Genomic DNA, 17,432 nt, shown 5'->3' with positions numbered 1-17,432 from the left:
TATCCACGACGGCTTCGTCGGTCTCGCCTGCGCCCTGATCTGCTGGCGCCGCTTGATCAACTGGACCAAACAGAGATCGTGATAGGAGCTTTTAGCGTGCCTGAGCCCGCCGCGTGACTAACAGAGAGTTAGAACGGCACCGTCTGAACGTGGCGTCGTCGCTCTGGTTGCGAGTGTCGGGTCGAACGCCCATATCCCTGCCCCTTGGGTCTCAGCGTCTACCCGGTGAGGCGCTACCTGAGGACGATCATGCTGAAGCTTGGCGCGTTGTCCAGGGTGGGAAGCCGTGGTCGCCGGTGCTGTTCCAGTCCTTGTCGGGCGCGATCGCAACGTGTTACGGTGCCGTTACTTTCCACTGTGGACATTCTCGGCCGCTGATGTAGGCCGATCTCTCCCGCGAGCTGGAGTCGTCTGGTGACCAGTGAAGATGTGCGTGTCCGCCTCGGAAAGCTGCACCCGGACGGCGATGTCCGACGAGCGATGGTCGACGCGGGATTCACCTCGGCGATGGAGATGAGTCAGCTTTCCCGAAGCGTGGCCGTCCGCCGGATCGCGGCGAAGCTGAATGGTGACGAGGTCCGTGCCGGCCAGGCGTACAGCGAGGCGGTATGGATCGGGAACGCCGTGATGCACGCCTGGGCCAACGGTCATTCCGCGGTGAGGGACCGGCACTTCAACGCGCTCAAGGTGAGCAATCTCGGGTCGGGCGGCTCGGTCTCGTTCGACGACCTGCCCGGATATCAGGCGTTGTTCGGATCACTGGACTACTGCTCCTGCGACGAGTGCCGCTCCATTCTTGGTCCGGCCGCCTATCTCGTGGACCTGTTGCGCGTCATCGACACCCATGTCACCCAGCCGAATGCCGCGACGCTGCCGGTGGGTCTCTCCTTCGCCGAGCGGCGGCCCGACATCGGTGCGATCCCGCTGACCTGCGAGTCCACGAACATCACCGTTCCGACGCTGCAGATCGTCAACGCCAGGCTGTCCGGCCAGGCCAGGGAGATCCTGAACGAACCCAGTGACCTGAATCAGCGATTGAGCACCTTGACGTACCCGTTCCAGCTGCCCCTGCATCTGCCGTTGCGGCAGGTCATCAGTTGCCTCGATCAGCTGGGTGCCCCGCTGCCGGCGGTGCTGAGCGCGTTCGGCTCGCCGCCCGCGGAAGTCGGCCGGGCGCAGTTCGGGCTGTCCGCCGAGCAGGCGGCGTTCGTGGCGACTCCGCTTGCCGCAGACCCGGACGCGCTGGCCGCCGCCTACGGCACCGATCGCGATGGGCTCGCCGCGCTGGCCACCGTGCCCACCTTCCTGGAGCGCACCGGACTGACCCTGACCGAGTTGCGCGCTCTGCTCCGGCAGGATCTCAGCGATGCGGAACTGGAGGCGGGCGTGGCGGCCGGCCTCTTTATCAACCGGGGCATGGACGGGGCCTGGCTGACCTTCCAGCCGGGAGACAGCACCACCGGGACCGCCGCCACCATCGGCGGGCTCGACGGCACACCGCATGACCCGCTGGACCGGATGGGCCGCTTCGTACGGCTCGCGGCCTGGATCGGCTGGGACCACCCGACCACCGACTGGGTGTTCCGGTGCATCGGTGCCGCGGCGCCGCTGTCGGCAGGTGCGATCGCCCAAGCCGCGCAGGTCGCGTCGCTGGCCGACCGGCTCCGCGTCGACATCGTGACGACGTGCGCCATCTTCGCAACAGTCAAGCCTTACGGCGAGAGCGCCGGGAACACCCCGTTCGACAGTGCGTTCAACGATCCCCGTCTGGTCGGCGGTGACGTCTATCGGCCTGCGACACCCTTGAACCCCCTGTACACCAGCGCTGTGCGGAGCTGGATCGTCGGGTCGGGCGACCCCGCCCAGACCGCTGCGGCGTCCCGGCTCGCCGCGGCCACCGGCCTATCGCCGCGCCAGCTCGTCACCCTCGCGTCGGAGCTCTGGGGACATGGCAGTGAGGTGGCGCTGAGCTTCGACAACCTGGCCGCGCTGTATCGGCACGCGACGCTGCAGCAGGCGCTGGGTTTGACGGTCGTCGACTACTGCCGCCTGGTGGAGCTTCTCGGCCTGTCGACCAGCGGTCGGCTGCCCGCGGCACTGAGCCTGGATGACATCACGCTCATCTGCGACCGGGCAGACTGGCTGGCCGGCTCCGGGCTGAGCCTCGACCTGCTGGCCTACGTCCTCGGCGGGCCGCCTGCGGCCACCGTCGACCCCGCCTTCCAGCCCGAGGAGGTGCCCGGCTGGCTGACGGCGCTGCGTACGGCCGTCGGCGCGCCGGGCGCCGCGGCGGACATAGCGATCAGCGGGCAACTCGCACTGCTGTTCTCGATCACCGAGGAGCGGTCCGCGGCGCTGACCGCCCGGGCTCTGGCCGCCGCGCCACTCCCGAGCGGGCGGACCTTGGCCCAAGTCTTTCTCGCCACGCCGGACGACCCGGACGACCCGGACGACCCGGACGACCCGGACCTGGCCTATGTGCGGACCTTCCTCGGCTGGTTCTCGCGCTGGCTCGTCTTCTGCGACGCGCTGGCCCTGCCCGTGCCGGTGCTGAACAGCCTGAGCGCCCGCCCGGAGGTCTACGGCGTCACCCTGCCGCTCGATCTCGACTCCGTCCACCGACTCTCGCGATTCCAGCAGCTGGTGACCGGGTACGCGGACCGCGCCGGTCGCATCCTGACCTTCGTCGATCCGGGCCCCGGCGACGATCCGGCCGCGGAGTTGGTCAAGGCGACCGGCTGGGACGCGGTGACGCTTGCCACGCTGCTCGAGCCGTTCGCCGGCCGGCGGGACCGGGTGTCGGTCCTATTGTCGGTCGCCGCCCAGTTTGATCTGCTGCAGCGGCTTGGCGCCGAGCCGGCGTTCGCCCGGGACCAGCTGGTCGCCGTCGTCACCGGCCGGGAGGTGACCTGGGAGTCCTGGACCGGGGTGGCCCAGCACCTGCTCGGGTTGGTGCGCTCGCGGGTTCCCGCCGCGCAGTGGCCTGCGGTCGCGGCTCAGCTCGGCGGCGCGGAGCAGGTCCGCCTTCGGGACGCCCTGGCGTCCCTGGTGATGTCGCGCCCGTCCGGTGGGTCGTTCCCCCTCCGAAGCCAGGGCGATCTCTCGGATTATCTGCTGACCGACGTCGCGACCAGCGGCGTGCCACGCGTGTCGCTGATCAGGGAGGCGCTCAACGCGGCGCAACGTTATCTGCAGCGCTGCCGTCTGGGCCTGGAGCCACTCGGGACCTTCGATATTCCTGAGGCGTGGTGGCCGTGGTTGAACAACTACACCGTCTGGTCGGCGAACCGGCAGGTGTTCCTGTATCCGGAGAACTACCTGAGCCCGGGCTTGCGCAAGGGCAGCACCAGGCTCTTCGATGCCCTGCAGGACCAGCTGTCGCAGGGGGAGGTCGCCGAGGGGGCGGTCGACGCGGTCTTTCAGACCTACGTCGACGGCTTGGTGCGGCTGACCGACCTGGAATACGTGGACGCCTACCACTGCACCGTCGACGATATTGAGCAGGGACCGCTCGACACGACGTACCTGTTCGCGCGTACGGCCACCGATCCGTACGCCTATTACCTGATTTCCTACGCCAACGGCGTGTGGGGATCCTGGCAGCAGATCGGCATCACCATCCCCGCCCCGTTCATCAGCCCGGTGCGTGTCTTCAACCGGCTGTTCCTGTTTTGGGTCGAGCAGTCGGTCGTCAAGGACGCGCCGGCCGAACCGGCGCCGTCCGCTGCGGGCGCCACCCAGGAGATCGCCTACCAGGCGACCGTCAAGTACTCCTTCGTGGACCTCAACGGCAACTGGATCCAGCCGCAGACCCTGGTGGACGACGCGGTGGTCTTGTACATGCCGTCTCGATCCGATCGGACCGGCGCGCTGGGCCCTCTCGCGGACCGGACGGATCTGTTCGATATGACCGATCCGGCCTGGAACAAGGTGTCGCTGGTCGTCGTCGACCCGCCGGAGCAGGACCGCCGCGGGCTGGCCGACCCGGCAGCACAGAAGCTGGTCGTCACCTACGGGACGATGCTGAAGAAGGAGGCCGGCTCCGGGCTGCTCGACCAGCCGGCCGGGCCGCCGGCGACGCTGGTCGATCCCGGATCGAGAGCGCAGGCCTTCGAGCAACTGATCCACGACGCCACCGCCGGCTACAACCAGCTGATGGGCGCTGATCTGTACGGCTACCTGCCGGTGGTCCGCAGTGTCGTGCTGGATCACCAGCTCCAGCCCAGCTTTGTCCGCCGCCCGAACGAGGTGCTCGTGTTCGAGGCGGACCTGCGCGAGACGGCTCCACCGGTCATCGAGCCCGAGGTCGACCGGTTGCTGGGGACTGTCTCGGTGGTGGGCGCCGACTGTGCGTACGTGCCCGCCGCAAAGACCGGCACCGGTCCGGCGATTCCCACCGCGCGCCCGCCCTCTCTCGTCACCGCGGCGTCGTTCCGGTCTCCGTTCATCTACGGCGAGACCGCGCAGACCATCTTCGACGTGCTCAAAGCCTTCGTGATCGAGGACGGCGTCGTGGGGCCGATGTGGGCCAGATTCCCTTATCTGGCCCCGCTGGACGGGGTGGTCAGCGAGGCGGCCATCGCCCATGCCCGTGCGGTGCTGTGGGCGGCGTGGGGCGATCGGCCCCTGTTCACCCAGCTCCCATCGCTGACCGCGCGGACCTGCTCCGTCAAGAACCAGGTCGGCAGTCACCTGCTCGCAGTCGGGGACGAGACGTTCCTGCTGACTCCGCGGGCGGTGCGTTACCCCGACCTGTCCGGCTCGACCCGAACGGCGACGGTCGCGTCGTCGCCGGTGATCTTCGACTCCCTTTTCCGGCCGGTCGACGGCACCCGCTACCACGCGATCTTCCTGGAGCTGGCCGGCATCGGCGTCATTCGGAGGGGCGGCGACGACGCAGGTTGGGGCTGGCTGTCGGACAGTTTCGGGCGGGACACTGACCTCTCCGCCATGTTCGCTGGGGAGCCGTCGGCGGTGCGCCGCGGGAAACTGATCGAGCAGACCCGCCGGATCCTGCTGGCGGCACCGTCGATCACGTCGCTGACCTACGACGACCGGGCCATCGAGCGCTTCATCACCGAGGACTCCTTCGTCACTGACGACATCAGTCCGGGGCTCTCCGGCGAGGTGTACGACGACCTGGTCATGTCCGGCTTCGCCACCCCTGTCCCGGGCGAACGTTACGCGGTCCTGCGCACCGTGGTTACCGCGACGACCGATTTGCCGCCGCTCCCGTCGCACATGCCGGAGCCGATGCGTGAGTCCGTCCGTACCGTCCTGATGTCCACGCCCAAACAGGTGCAACCGGCGTCCTTCCGTGCCACCGGGCTCAGCCGTGCGCAAGCGGTCGAGGCGATCGGGCGGCTGGTGGACAATCGGGTGCTGAAGGCGACCCGCGTGGTGGCGCCTGGGTTCTCCGCGTCCGGCGACCTCTCTTTCCTGTTCCCAGAGGTGCCCGAGCCGGCTCGCGATCTGCTGACCGGGCAGGTGCGCTCGGTGTTGCTGAAGTTCTGGGACGCGACCTACCGGACCGACCCCAACGAGATCGGTTTCACCGTTGAGCGGATCAGCGCGCGCACCAGCGCGCGCACGCTGAGCTATACGCTCTTCGCGGGTGGGGTCAGGCAGGCTCTATCGCTGGAGAGCCAGAACGCGCCGGTGACCGCGCGGCTGCCGTTCAGCCGGCTGGGCGGCGACGGACTGCGTCTCACGGCACCGACGCCGGCCGACGGCGCCCAGATCGACTTCGACGGTCCGTACGGGTTGTACTACTGGGAGCTGTTCTACCATGCGCCGCTGTTGGTGTCGGCGAGCCTGGCGGCCAACCAGCAGTTCGAGGCGGCCGAGCGGTGGCTGCGCCTGGTGCTCGACCCGACCGCGACCGAGCAGTTCCTCCGGCCGGCCTCGTTCGAGACCGCCGAGATCACCGCGCTGGACGCGGTCGCATACTACGGCGCTTTGCTGGACGCCGGCGTTCTCGTCGCGGCCGGTGACGGCGCCCGGGTCGCGCCGGGTTACACCGACGCCACCTCGCTTGGCGGGTTCTTCGCCGGCTTCTCTGAGGAGACCATCGGCCAGGTCCGGGCGGTGCTGTCGAACTTCCGGCTCGCCACGCCGGCCGGTCATCACTGGCAGTTTCGGCCGTTCCGCCAGCACACCCTGGAATCGCTGCTGGACACGCTGACCGACCAGGGGCAGATCGCAGTATACGAGGACGACCCCTTCGATCCGGACGCCCTGGCCCGGCTGCGGATCGGCGCGTACGAGAAGGCGACGGTGATGCGGTACGTCGATCTGCTACTCGCCTGGGGCGATGCCCTGTTCACCAAGTACACGTGGGAGGCGGTCACCAGCGCCACGCAGCTGTACACCTTCGCCCAGGATCTGCTCGGTGACCGACCGGTGGATCTCGGCCCGGGCCCGGCGCCCGCCGGCGACCTCACGTTCGACGAGATCAGGAGCAGGTACGGCGAGCAAGGCATTCCGGAGTTCCTGATCGGCCTGGAGGACGCGCTGCCGCCGCTGTCCGGGCCGGTCGCCGGTCCGAACCCGCCCGGCACCCCGTTCAACGCGCTCGACGCCTGTTTCGGCGTGCCCCCGAACAGTCACCTCGCCTCCTACTGGGACCGGGTTGAGGACCGGCTGACCAAGATCCGCAACGGTGAGAACATTGACGGTGTCGCCGCCCCGCTCGCACTGTGGGATCCGCCGCTGGACCCGATGGCGCTGGTCACGGCCGCGGCGTCGGGGAACGGCTACCTGCCTGCGGCGGGCCCGAAGGTCGCCGAGCCGACCTCCGGTTACCGCTTCGGCCCTCTCCTCGAGCGCGCGGTCACGCTGGCCAGCCACGTCTCCGCGCTCGGCTCGGCGCTGCTCGGCGCGCTGCAGAGCCGTGACGTCAGCGCCTTGGAGATGCTCCGGAACACGCAGGAAGCCGCCCTGCTCACCCTGACCACCACGGCCAAGCTGCAGCAGATCGAGGACCTGACCGCCGGCCTCGACGGCCTCACCCTGAGCAGGGACAAGGCGCAGTTCGAGGCCGACTTCTACGGCCGGCTGCTCACCGCCGGCCTGTCGGTCGAGGAGTCGACCTCGCGTAAGCTCGACATCGCGGCGATCGCGGCGCAGACGATGTCCCTGCCCTACAGCGGCCTGGCCGTTGCCGCCTACCTCGTGCCGACCATCTTCGGTCTCGCCGACGGCGGCATGCAGCCGGGCAATGCGATCAGCCAGGTATCGCAGGTCATGGCCGGCTCGGCACAGGTCCTGTCGCTCAGTTCGGCGCTCACCTCGGCGACCGGCGCGTTCGGGCGCCGGGCCGAGGAATGGGAGTTCCAGGCCCAGCGAGCCGCCAAGGACGTAGAGATCTGCGGCAAACAGATCGACGCCGTCACCGCACAACTCGCCGCGGCCCGCCAGGACCTGCTGACGCACCAGCGGAGCATCGACCAGGTGGCGACGGTGTCGGCGTTCCTCGGGTCGCGGTTCACCGGCATGGCCCTGTACGACTGGATGGCGCAGCGCCTGGCCGCGGTTTATTTCCAGTCCTACACCGCGGCGGTCGCCGCCGCCCATGACGCGGAACTCGCCTACCAGTTCGAGCAGAACCGCACGGACAACTTCATCGTCTACGGGTATTGGGACAGCCTGCACCGGGGGCTGTGCGCGGGGGAGAACCTGATGTTCTCCCTGGACCAGCTCAGGACCGCGTACCAGCAAGCCGATCGGAGCCGGTTGCAGATCACCAAGACGATCTCGCTGCGCCACCTCGATCCGTACCAGCTGGAGAAACTGCGGACCGGATCGCCGGCCACCTTCGCCATCACCGAGACGATGCTCGACCTCGACTTCCCCGGACACTACGGACGGCAGCTCAGCTCGGTGACGGTCTCAATACCGGCGATCGTCGGACCGTACGAGAACCTGAACGCGGTGCTCACGCAAACGTCCAGCGCGGTCGTGCTGAGCGCCACCCCGACCGTCGTCGAGTCCCTGGTCGCGGGCGACAGCGGAAACATGCGCGATCTGCGCCGGGACTGGCTACCCGGCCAGCAGGTGGCGCTCTCCCGCGGGGTCGACGACAACGGCGTGTTCCGGCTGGACTTCAGCGGCCCCACGTTCATGCCCTTCGAGGGCACCGGCGCGGTCTCCACCTGGCAGCTGGCGATCCCGCCGGAGAACAACCGTGTCGACCTGAGCGACCTGTCCGACGTCATCGTCACCATCAACTACACGGCTCTCGACGGCGGAAGCACCTTCGACGGCAGCCGATCCTTCCGCCAGGACGTGATCGACATCCTGCGCAAGCACCAAGCCCGCTACACCGGCGGCCTGTATCTCGACGCCGCACAGTCCTTCGCCGCGGACTGGTACACCTTCCTGCATCCGGCGCCGGAACCGGGCACGCAGAGCCTCTCCTTCGACGTCCGGGCGACGATGCTGCCTCACCTGCCGACCGCGGTGCTGCGCAAGGTCCTGATCAAGATGGCCGTCGGGCCGTCCGTCACCAGCACCGATTCGAGCACCTTCGCAACGCTGTCGATCGGCGCGGGCCACTACCCGCTCGTTTTCGCTGGTGGCTGGGCCGGCGTCGAACCGCTCCAGCTCGCCGCCGCAGACTTCCAGCAGCGCTGGACGCTGACCCTCGACCTGGCCGACCCTCCCGACCCGCACCTGGTGCGGGACGGCTGCCTCGACCCGGTGGCCCTGCTCGACATCAGCTTCCTGCTGTTCTACGACGCCGACGTACTCGGCCGCGGCCCGTCCGCAGCAGGTGGGCTCAGCAATGAACGGTGACAGGGGGAGTGGCGGTCCCGCCACGATGCCGGAAATCGCCGCGCCGGGCGGGCAGCAGATCGCCGGCCTCGGCGAGACCTTCCGGCCGGACACGGTGACCGGCGCAGCCGAAGTGACGGTGTCGATCTTCTCCGCGCCGGCCCGGGGAGCGGAACCTCACCTGGCCCTGCGCTACACCAGCGGGGGCGGCAACGGCGTGTTCGGCCTCGGCTTCCAGCTTCCGATGCCGTCGGTGACGCGCCGCACCGAACTCGGCGTGCCCATGTACGCGGGCGACGACACCTTCGTGCTGGACGGCGGTGACATACTCGTGCCGCGGTACGCCCCGGGAGGTGGAGCGTGGCAGCCGGTGCTGCGAGTCGCCGGCCTCGAGGGGAGCTCTTACCGTGTCGCGGCCTTCCGGCGTGGGGTCGAGTCGACGTTCGACGTTATCGAGTGGTGGACGAACGTCGCGGACCCCGTGGACTCCTTCTGGATCATCGTGGGCAGCCGCAACGAGCGCACGGTGCTCGGCCGCGACCCGGCCTGCCGCATCGCCGATCCGGCTGACCCTGGGCATGTGTGGCGCTGGCTGGTCGAGGAGCAGACCGACCCGCATGGTAACCGCACGGTGTACACGTACACCGGCGACGAGCACGCAGCCAACCGCTACCTCACGCGGATCGACTACGGGCCGTATCGCGACGATGCCGGGCTGACCAAGTATGCGTTCGCCATGCACTTCGACTACGGCGACCGGACCGGCGGAGCACCCGCGTCCCGGCCGGACCCGTTCTCAACCTTCCGCGCCGGCTTCGAGATTCGCACGGATCGGCTGTGCCGCGCCATCCGGGTGACCCACCATCTGCCGGAGGAGCTCGGACCCGAGCCGGTGACCGTCAGCGAGACCACGCTCGACTACGAGGACGCGGGCGTTTCCCTGCTCAGCCGCATCACCCGGACCGGGCGGCGAGACGACGGACCGGACGGAGCATGGACCATGTCGCTGCCCGCGACAACGTTCGGATACACCCGGTGGGAACCGGCGCGGACGGGTCTCCGTGACGTCGCGGTACGGGGTGCCGTTCCCTTCGACCACGGCAGGGTCCGCTTCGTCGACCTCAACGCCGACGGCCTGCCCGGAGTGCTCACCGCGGCCCCGGGCGCCTTGCTCTACGCCCGCCCGCTTGGCGGCGGCGCGTTCGCCGCTCCGGCCGTGCTGCCCTCGGCGCCGACCCACCGGCCGGGGGAGTCCCGCCGCGCCGCACTGCTCGATATCACCGGCACCGGCCGGCTCGACCTGGTGATCGCCGAGCGGACATGGGGCGGCTTCTACGCCAACGAGAGCACCGGTTGGACCGCCTTCGAACCCTTCCGCGCGTACACGCCGGAGCTTCGGGACGCCTCCGCCCGGCTGGTGGACCTCACGGGTGACGGTCGTCCCGACCTGCTCAGCCGGTGGGCCGGCACCTGGTGGGTGAGCCGGTCGGCCGGGACGGCGGGGTTCGCCGCGCCGGTCCCGACCGCGCCGCCGCCGGGCATCAGCGCGCTGGACGGTGGCGGCGAGACTGTTTTCACCGGCTTCGCCGATGTGTTCGGCGACGGGCTGTCCCATCTGGTGCGGATCAGCGACGACGGCTTCGAGGTATGGCCCAGTCTCGGCCACGGCCGGTTCGGTGACCGACGGCAGGTACCGGGAGCCCCGCGAGCCGAATCGGTGCTCACAGCGTCGCACCTCCTGCTCGCCGACGTGGACGGCGACGGCGCCGACGACCTCGTCTGCGTGCGGCCTGGCCGCGTTGAGCTCTACCGCAACCGGTTCGGTCGCTGCTTCGAGCCGCCGGTCGTGCACCGGCTGCCGGACGGCCTCGCGACGGCCGACGGCGTGCTCATGGCCGACCTGCTGGGCCACGGCACAGCGGCGCTGGTGGTCAGCCGGGCGGTCGGCGGCGGGCACAGCTATCTCGGCTACGCCGGCAAAACACGGCCGTACCTGCTCTGCACGATAGGCACGGGAACGGGCGCGACGACACAGATCGAGTACCGCAGCTCGACGGAGTACTCGCTGGCCGACCGTGCCGCCGGGCGGCCGTGGAGCAGCACGCTGCCCTTCCCGGTGCCTGTTGTGGCGCGGGTAAAGTCGGTCGATCCGGCCTCGGGGAGCCGCCTGGACCGCGTGTTCCAATACCGCGACGGATACTTCGACCCGGTCCGGCGCCGGTTCGGCGGCTTCGGCTTCGTCCAGTCCCAGGACCGCCCCTCAGACGACCGGCAAACGTGGCACTTTCCCGCCGCGGCCGGTGACACCGCCGACGAGATGACCGGCGAGGCCCGGCTGCACCGGACCTGGACGCACAACGGCGCGCTGCCCGCCGGCGACCCCGGTATGCCGCATCAGGCGGCGGACGAGCTCCGGCGACAGGATCCCGGCGCCCTCGTGCTGCCGGCGGCACGTATCGAACCGGCCATCGTCGCGCTCGGCGCGGACGCGGTCGACCAGGCGTGGCAGGCGCTGGCCGGCGAGCAGTACTGCGGGACCGAGTTCGGGGTGGGTCCGGCCGGTCGCCCCGGCGACGTCCCCTACCGGGTCAGCCAGAGAACGCCGTCGGTCTGCCTGATCCAGCCGCCGCTAGACGGCCACCCGGGCGTCTATCGGGTGGTGGATTGGGAGAGCGCACGGTCGGAATACGGCGACGACGCCGATGACCCGCGTACCGAGCACTGGCTCAACGTCGGGTTCGACAGCTTCGGTCACCCGCTTCGCACCGCGATGGTGGCCTACCCCCGGCGCCCGGCACCGGGCCGGGAACGCCTGCCGGAACAGCAGAACACGCAGATTCACCTCCGAACCGCCGGTGTGGTGAACCATGTCGACGGCGGTTACCGCAACGGCCTGCCCCTCGGCGTGGACGTCCAGGACGACGGGGCCGGGTTCCACGTGGTCGGCCTGGCCGTTGAGGAGACTCAGTACTGGCTCTCCGGCTTCTCTGCGCCGCCCAGCTATCTAGGTCACGGCCAAGCGGCGGACATCGTGACGGCGAGCCTGTCCGGCGACGGGGACGTCCTCGCCCACCTGACCGGCTGCCGGCGCAGCGTCTTCTGGGACGACGAGCAGACCGGCCCGCTGCCGCTGTTCCGGATCGGCGCGCACATCCTGCCGCATCACAGCCGGACCGCCGTGCTGCCGGACGCCTTGGTGGCCGAGGTGTACGGCGACCGGGTGACCGACGAGATCCTCCGGCAGCGCTGCGGGTACCGCCACGAGGACGGGTGCTGGTGGTCGTGGCCGCAGGTGATCCACTACGAGGATGTCGGCCGCCATCACCTGGTGCGGGCGACCGAGGACCCGTTCGGCGGCATGACCACCGTGGAGCACGACCGGTACGCGCTGGCTCTGACCAGCAGCACCAACGCGCTCGGGCATCAGGTCACGGCCGTCACCGACTACTACGCGCTGCAACCGAAGCGCGTGGTGGATATCAACGCGAACGTGTCCGAGGTGCTTTACGATCCGCTTGGCCGGCAACTGGTGCTCAGCCACCACGGCATACGGGACGGCCGGCTGGTCGGCGACGACCCGCTGGCCGGCTATAGCCTGATTATTGGCGCGACCGTGGCGGACGTGCTAGCCGACCCGCTCCGCTTCGTCCAGGGCGCCGGCGCCTTCACCCTGGCCGACCTGGAGGGCGAACCGGCTCGGTCGGTCACAGTGCGGCGCAGGCATTGGCACCATCCCGAGGAGCATGACGACGTCCCCGACGACCAACTCGCCGTCGAGGTGTCCTTCCTCGACGGCTTCCTGCGGCCGCTGGGGCGGGCCGACCGCGAGACCACCGGCCCCGCCGCCAGCTGGGTGTACGCAGCGGCCGTCCGGTACGACGATCGGGGCGCACCCGTCCACCACTACCTGCCCTATCGGGTGAGCTCGCCGGATTTCGAGATCAGCCCGGCCGCCCCTCACCGGCGGACGCGCTACGACGCGGCCGGACGCGAGGTGGAGACGCGGACACCAGACGGCTTCCTCACCCGCACGAGACATCATCCCTGGCACGTGACGCTCGCCGACGAAAACGACACCGTGCTCGAATCCCCGTACTACCGCGCACATGCGGATGACCCCGATCTGCCCGCGCCGGAGCGGGAGGCCTTGGCCACGGCGGTCCGGCTGCGGGACACACCTGCGGTGCACGACAGCGACGTCCTCGGCCGAACCGTCCGGATCACCGACATCCTCGTCGACCCGGACGGCCAGAACCGGCGGGAACTGCGGGAACAGCAGTTTCTCAACGCCCGCGGCGACGTCGTCGCCACCGCCGACGCGCGCTTCACGACGCCGGACGGTATCGGGCCGCCGCGCTACCACAACACCATGTCGGCGCACGATCTGGCCGGCCGCGTCATCGCCCTGCGCTCCTGCGATGCGGGCCGGGCAGCCCTCGACCGACCGGACGCTGGAGTACCCACAATCACGCTGTACGACGCCGCGGGCGCCGTCACCGACAGCTGGGACCCGCGCGGCTACCACGTCGCCCGCCACGTCGACGAACTGCGGCGGCTGGTCCGCGTTCACGTCACCGGCGACGATCTGGATCAAGACACCCAGCTGGTGCGATACGGCTCGGATCCCGGTGCCAACACAACCGGCCGTGTGGTCCAGCGATTCGACCAGGCCGGAGTCGTGATGTGCAGCGCCTACGCATTGAACGGCGGCCCTTCGGTCTGGGCCCGCCAGTATCGGGCCGACGATCGCGCCGAGGCGGACTGGACCGACCCGGCAGGCGTACCGCTCTCCCCGGAGATCTGGGCGGGCGGCAACCGGTACGACGCACTCGGCCTACCCATCTCGACCTCCGGCCCGGCCGGCGTGGAAGTGATCCACCAGCGGTACGACAACGGCTGGACCCGGGCCGTCGCGGTGCGCACCAGCGCCGGCGACACCCCCATCGTGACCGGCGTCGAATATCAGCCGTGGGGCGAACCCGCGCTGGTACGGCACGGTAACGGGACCACCGTCGAGTACCGGTTCTCGGAAACCACCCAGCGGCTCACCGCGATTCTCGCGCGAGCCGGGGCGGAAGCGCCGGTTCTCGATGTCGGCTATACCCATGACCCTCGGGGCAACGTGACGCGGCTGACGAACCGATCGGCCCTCCCGGGCGACGCGGCACCGGCCGTGGACGGCTCTGGCGACTATCGCTACGACTCTCTGTACCGGCTGCGCACCGCGACCGGCCGGGCGGCGGCCGGATCAGCCTCACCGGACGGCCGCGCCACGGCGGCGACGAGGCCGGCGCGATACACGGAACGCTACGAGTACGACGACGCAGGCAACCTGACACGAACGGAGCATCGCGGCGAGGCGGTTCAGACTCGGTCGATCGCGGTCTCCATGTTCGCGAACCACGGCGTGCCGGTGGAGCAGGCGCGCGGACGGGCGCCGGACAACCTCTTCGACGCCGGAGGCAACCTGACCGAACTGCCGAATGGAGCACGTCTCAGCTACGACCACCTCGGCCGCACGACGACCGCGCGGCTGGAGGAGGCCACAACCCGGTTCCAGTACGACCACACCGGCAAGCGGGTCCGGCGGGTGACCGGAGACGCCGAGACGCTCTACGTCGATGACCTGGTCGTCGAACGAAGTGGATCGGCTCGAATGACGGTCCGGGTCGGCATCGACGGACACCTCGCGGCCCTGGTGGACATCGAGGCCGACGGAGAACCGCGCGTCGCCGCCAAGCGCTACCAGCTCACCGACCGGCTCGGCTCGGTGGCCTACGAGATGGACGACGACGGCGCCATCCTGACCTGCGAGGAATATCTGCCATTTGGGGGAAGCGCGCTGATCCTGGGGCGGCCGGAGGCCACCGCGACCAAACGCTACCGATTCGGCGGCAAGGAACGCGACCAGGCCACCGGCCTGTACGACCATGGGCGCCGCTACTACCTTCCCGGCCAGGGTCGATGGTGCACGCCGGACCCCGCGGGACAACTCGACGGACTCAACCTGTTCGCCTTCGCCCGAGGCAATCCGGTGACGCTGTCCGACCCGACCGGGCTCAACGGCGAAAAAGAGAAGGAGAGGAAGCCGACCACGGTCCTCAAGGATATCAGCGACGCGACGCTGGCCGCGCACATCGCGGCGGAATACCGCACCTACAAAAATGCCGAGACAGGTTCCAAAGGCTTTATTCACGCATTCAGGTCGCTGTTCACATCGTCACCCCACCCGTTCCCCTCCGTGTCGTTCCTCCCGAGGGTGGGGGCAAACACGGCGGTGATTGGCGGCTTGACGAGCGGAGGCTACTACGCGCACGACATGGCGACCCACGGTGCAACTCCTGCGAACACCCTGAACCTGGCGGGCAGCGTCGGCTTCGTGGTGCAAGGCGGCATGCTGTTCCACTCATTGATTCTAACCGGTCACGCCGCACACCTCGCTCACCAAAGGATCGGCGTTGTCAACGCATTAGTCGATGCCGCGAAGTCCGCCGGCGCTGCCCTGGAGGGCGAATACCGCAAGGCCGGCGTATACACGCTGCTCAGCTCCGCCGGCGCGCTCACCGCTATGGCGGGAAATCGATATGTCAAATGGGCAGCGTCCCTCGGAGTGAGTCCCGCCACGGTGCTGAGCGCAGCGGCGTTTGCGATGATCAGGAGCCCCGCGCCGGAGCCCCGCGAGCGGCTGCGCTGAGAAGCGGCGCCTCGTGCAGCCGTCACGCATCACCTCGCTGAACACCATCCAATGCTTGTGTGTCGTCGCAGGGCTCAGCGTGCGGGCCAGGCCAGTATCGCTGCTGTCCTAGAACCTTGCTTTATGGTCACTGCGGCTATAACCATTGCCCTTCGTGGTGCAGTAAGCGGCATCAGTGAAAAGGTTCCGGAAAGTATTTCCCAGTGATGCTTCGAAGCACCTATTCTGGCACGAAGGCGAGCCCTGAGGACGCTGCCTACGAATGCGTCAGATGGTATAGGGTGCAGACGATGTCGATGGCAACCATGCCGACGAAGGCAATCACGATGGCATTTGACACTCTGTCATCAAAATCTTCGCCGGGGTCCATGATGGACCAGGCGGACGCCAAGCTGCCAGCTCAAAGGGCCTAGCCGGGGTGCGGGAACTGAGGTACGCCGTCCAATCGGACTGGCTGAGTCGTGACCATTTCACCGCGGTCTGCGGATTCATGCCGACGAGGTCGGCCAGGACTGCGGCCGGCAGGTCTGCGGCGAGGCTGATCAGGGTGGTGTTGCGGGCAGGCCGGGCGTGAATGCCGTGGCGGTTGAGTAGGGTGATCAGGGCGCCGGCGCTGCGGTGTTGGCCCGGGAACTGGCCGGGAGACAGCATGGGCGTACCAGTGCCCTCTCGAGGTGCGTCAGGTCGTAAAGTGCTGCCGTGCATTCGGATCCCGCCAGACGCTCGACACGCGTACGAGTGTCCGGGGATCTCTACCATCCGGTAGTGCCGCTTGACGCGATCTATGTAGGACGTCAGGGTTTCGGCCTGCGACGGTCGCCGTGGGCAAATCCCTACAGCGTCCGCACGCACGGCCGTGGGGAAGCGCTGCGGCTTTACCGTCAGTGGCTGCAGGACCGACCCGAGTTGATCGAACGGGCGCGGCGTGAGTTACCGGGGCGCCCGCTGGCGTGCTGGTGCCCTTTGGACGTCGACTGTCACGCTGATGTCCTGCTGGACGTCATCGGTTGACCCGCAAGCGGTGCCGGCTGGTGGCTCGACGCGGGGCGTAGACGCCGCCGATGCTGAAGGCTTGTGGTCGTGCGGCTTGATTGCCGACGTAGAAGGCGACCTCACGTTCGGCAGAGCACAACTGGTCGAGGAACTTGGTACGCAACTGGCCGGCGGCTTGGGCGTCGGTGAGCCCGCCGAGGCGACGTTGCAACGCGACGAACTCCCAGTCGAGCAGGCTCTGCCGATGGCCGCGGCAGCGTGGATCGGCGCACCGGTACCGGTACGAACCGGTGAACCGCGGGGCCTGCAGCGGTGCGCGGTGATGGTCACCGAGGATGTCGAGCTGGCCCAGGTAGCCGTTGATCTTGGCTTGTTGTTCGGGTGTCCAGCCCGGGTGCCGGGTGATGGTCAGGCCGCTGATGTCATGGGCGCGGATGAGCGCGATCGACGGGGCGTCGGACGCTTCTCGTGTCTTCTCGATGAGCCGGCACATCGAGTCCTGGACGTACGGGTCGAGATAGCCGCGCCGGGCGGTCCCGGTACTGAGATGGTGCTCGGGCCGGACGGAACCGACGATAGGGTGCCAGCTCTCCGGACGCCTGTCCTGGACGGCCGGGAGGGCGTCGACAGTGACGATGTCGTACTTGCGGAACTTGTTGTCGTCGTCGAGGTCACGAAAGTGGATCGGGTAGAGGCGGATCCAGCTGCGCCGGCCCGGGTCCACGCTCAGCGCGCCCACGCATACGGTCTCACCGTGCCTGGCTGACGGGTTGGGTGCCGCCTTGACGGTGATCAACAGCCGCAACGTCGCTACCTTGCCAGCCTTGGGCTCAGGGCTGCGCTGGTCGTCGGGGCCCCAGAAGGATAGTTGGGTCACGCCATCAACCGCACGAAGAGTGTTTACATAATGACTCCTAGCGACAGATGCTGGCAGATGTCTTTCATGAACGCGAGACAGTGACCCACACCG

The 17,432-nt window shown here is 68.8% G+C and carries 4 protein-coding genes; 3 read left to right on the top strand and 1 reads right to left on the bottom strand.

The annotated features are described in order from the left end of the window. Nucleotides 1–414: 414 nt before the first annotated feature. The 3 genes from ACGFIO_RS41185 (at nucleotide 415) to ACGFIO_RS41175 (ending at nucleotide 16,480) form a co-directional block, all read left to right on the top strand. Nucleotides 415–8,796, top strand: coding sequence for a neuraminidase-like domain-containing protein (locus tag ACGFIO_RS41185; protein WP_392835919.1), 8,382 nt, complete (start codon nucleotides 415–417; stop codon nucleotides 8,794–8,796). A gap of 25 nt (nucleotides 8,797–8,821) precedes the next feature. Continuing rightward, complete coding sequence (locus tag ACGFIO_RS41180) at nucleotides 8,822–15,469, top strand: SpvB/TcaC N-terminal domain-containing protein (RefSeq protein WP_392835917.1); 6,648 nt, start codon at nucleotides 8,822–8,824, stop codon at nucleotides 15,467–15,469. Nucleotides 15,470–16,168: 699 nt separating this feature from the next. Continuing rightward, complete coding sequence (locus ACGFIO_RS41175) at nucleotides 16,169–16,480, top strand: DUF4326 domain-containing protein (protein WP_392835915.1); 312 nt, start codon at nucleotides 16,169–16,171, stop codon at nucleotides 16,478–16,480. Here the strand turns inward: ACGFIO_RS41175 and ACGFIO_RS41170 are convergent. After that, nucleotides 16,470–17,339 carry a hypothetical protein gene (locus ACGFIO_RS41170; protein WP_392835914.1) on the bottom strand — a complete coding sequence of 290 codons (870 nt, stop codon included), beginning with the start codon at nucleotides 17,337–17,339 and terminating at the stop codon, nucleotides 16,470–16,472. The genes ACGFIO_RS41175 and ACGFIO_RS41170 overlap by 11 nt on opposite strands. Between the last annotated feature and the right edge of the window lie 93 nt (nucleotides 17,340–17,432).

The sequence above is a fragment of the Actinoplanes sp. NPDC049265 genome (assembly GCF_043197135.1).
In the GTDB taxonomy this organism is placed as follows: domain Bacteria; phylum Actinomycetota; class Actinomycetes; order Mycobacteriales; family Micromonosporaceae; genus Actinoplanes.
The sequence above is the reverse complement of the archived record's forward strand: the minus strand, read 5'-3'. Positions and strand labels throughout refer to the sequence as shown.

Excerpts from the sequence above, each read along its gene's own strand:
- ACGFIO_RS41180 (WP_392835917.1), top strand. The coding sequence starts at position 8,822 with ATGCCGGAAATCGCCGCGCCGGGCGGGCAGCAGATCGCCGGCCTCGGC.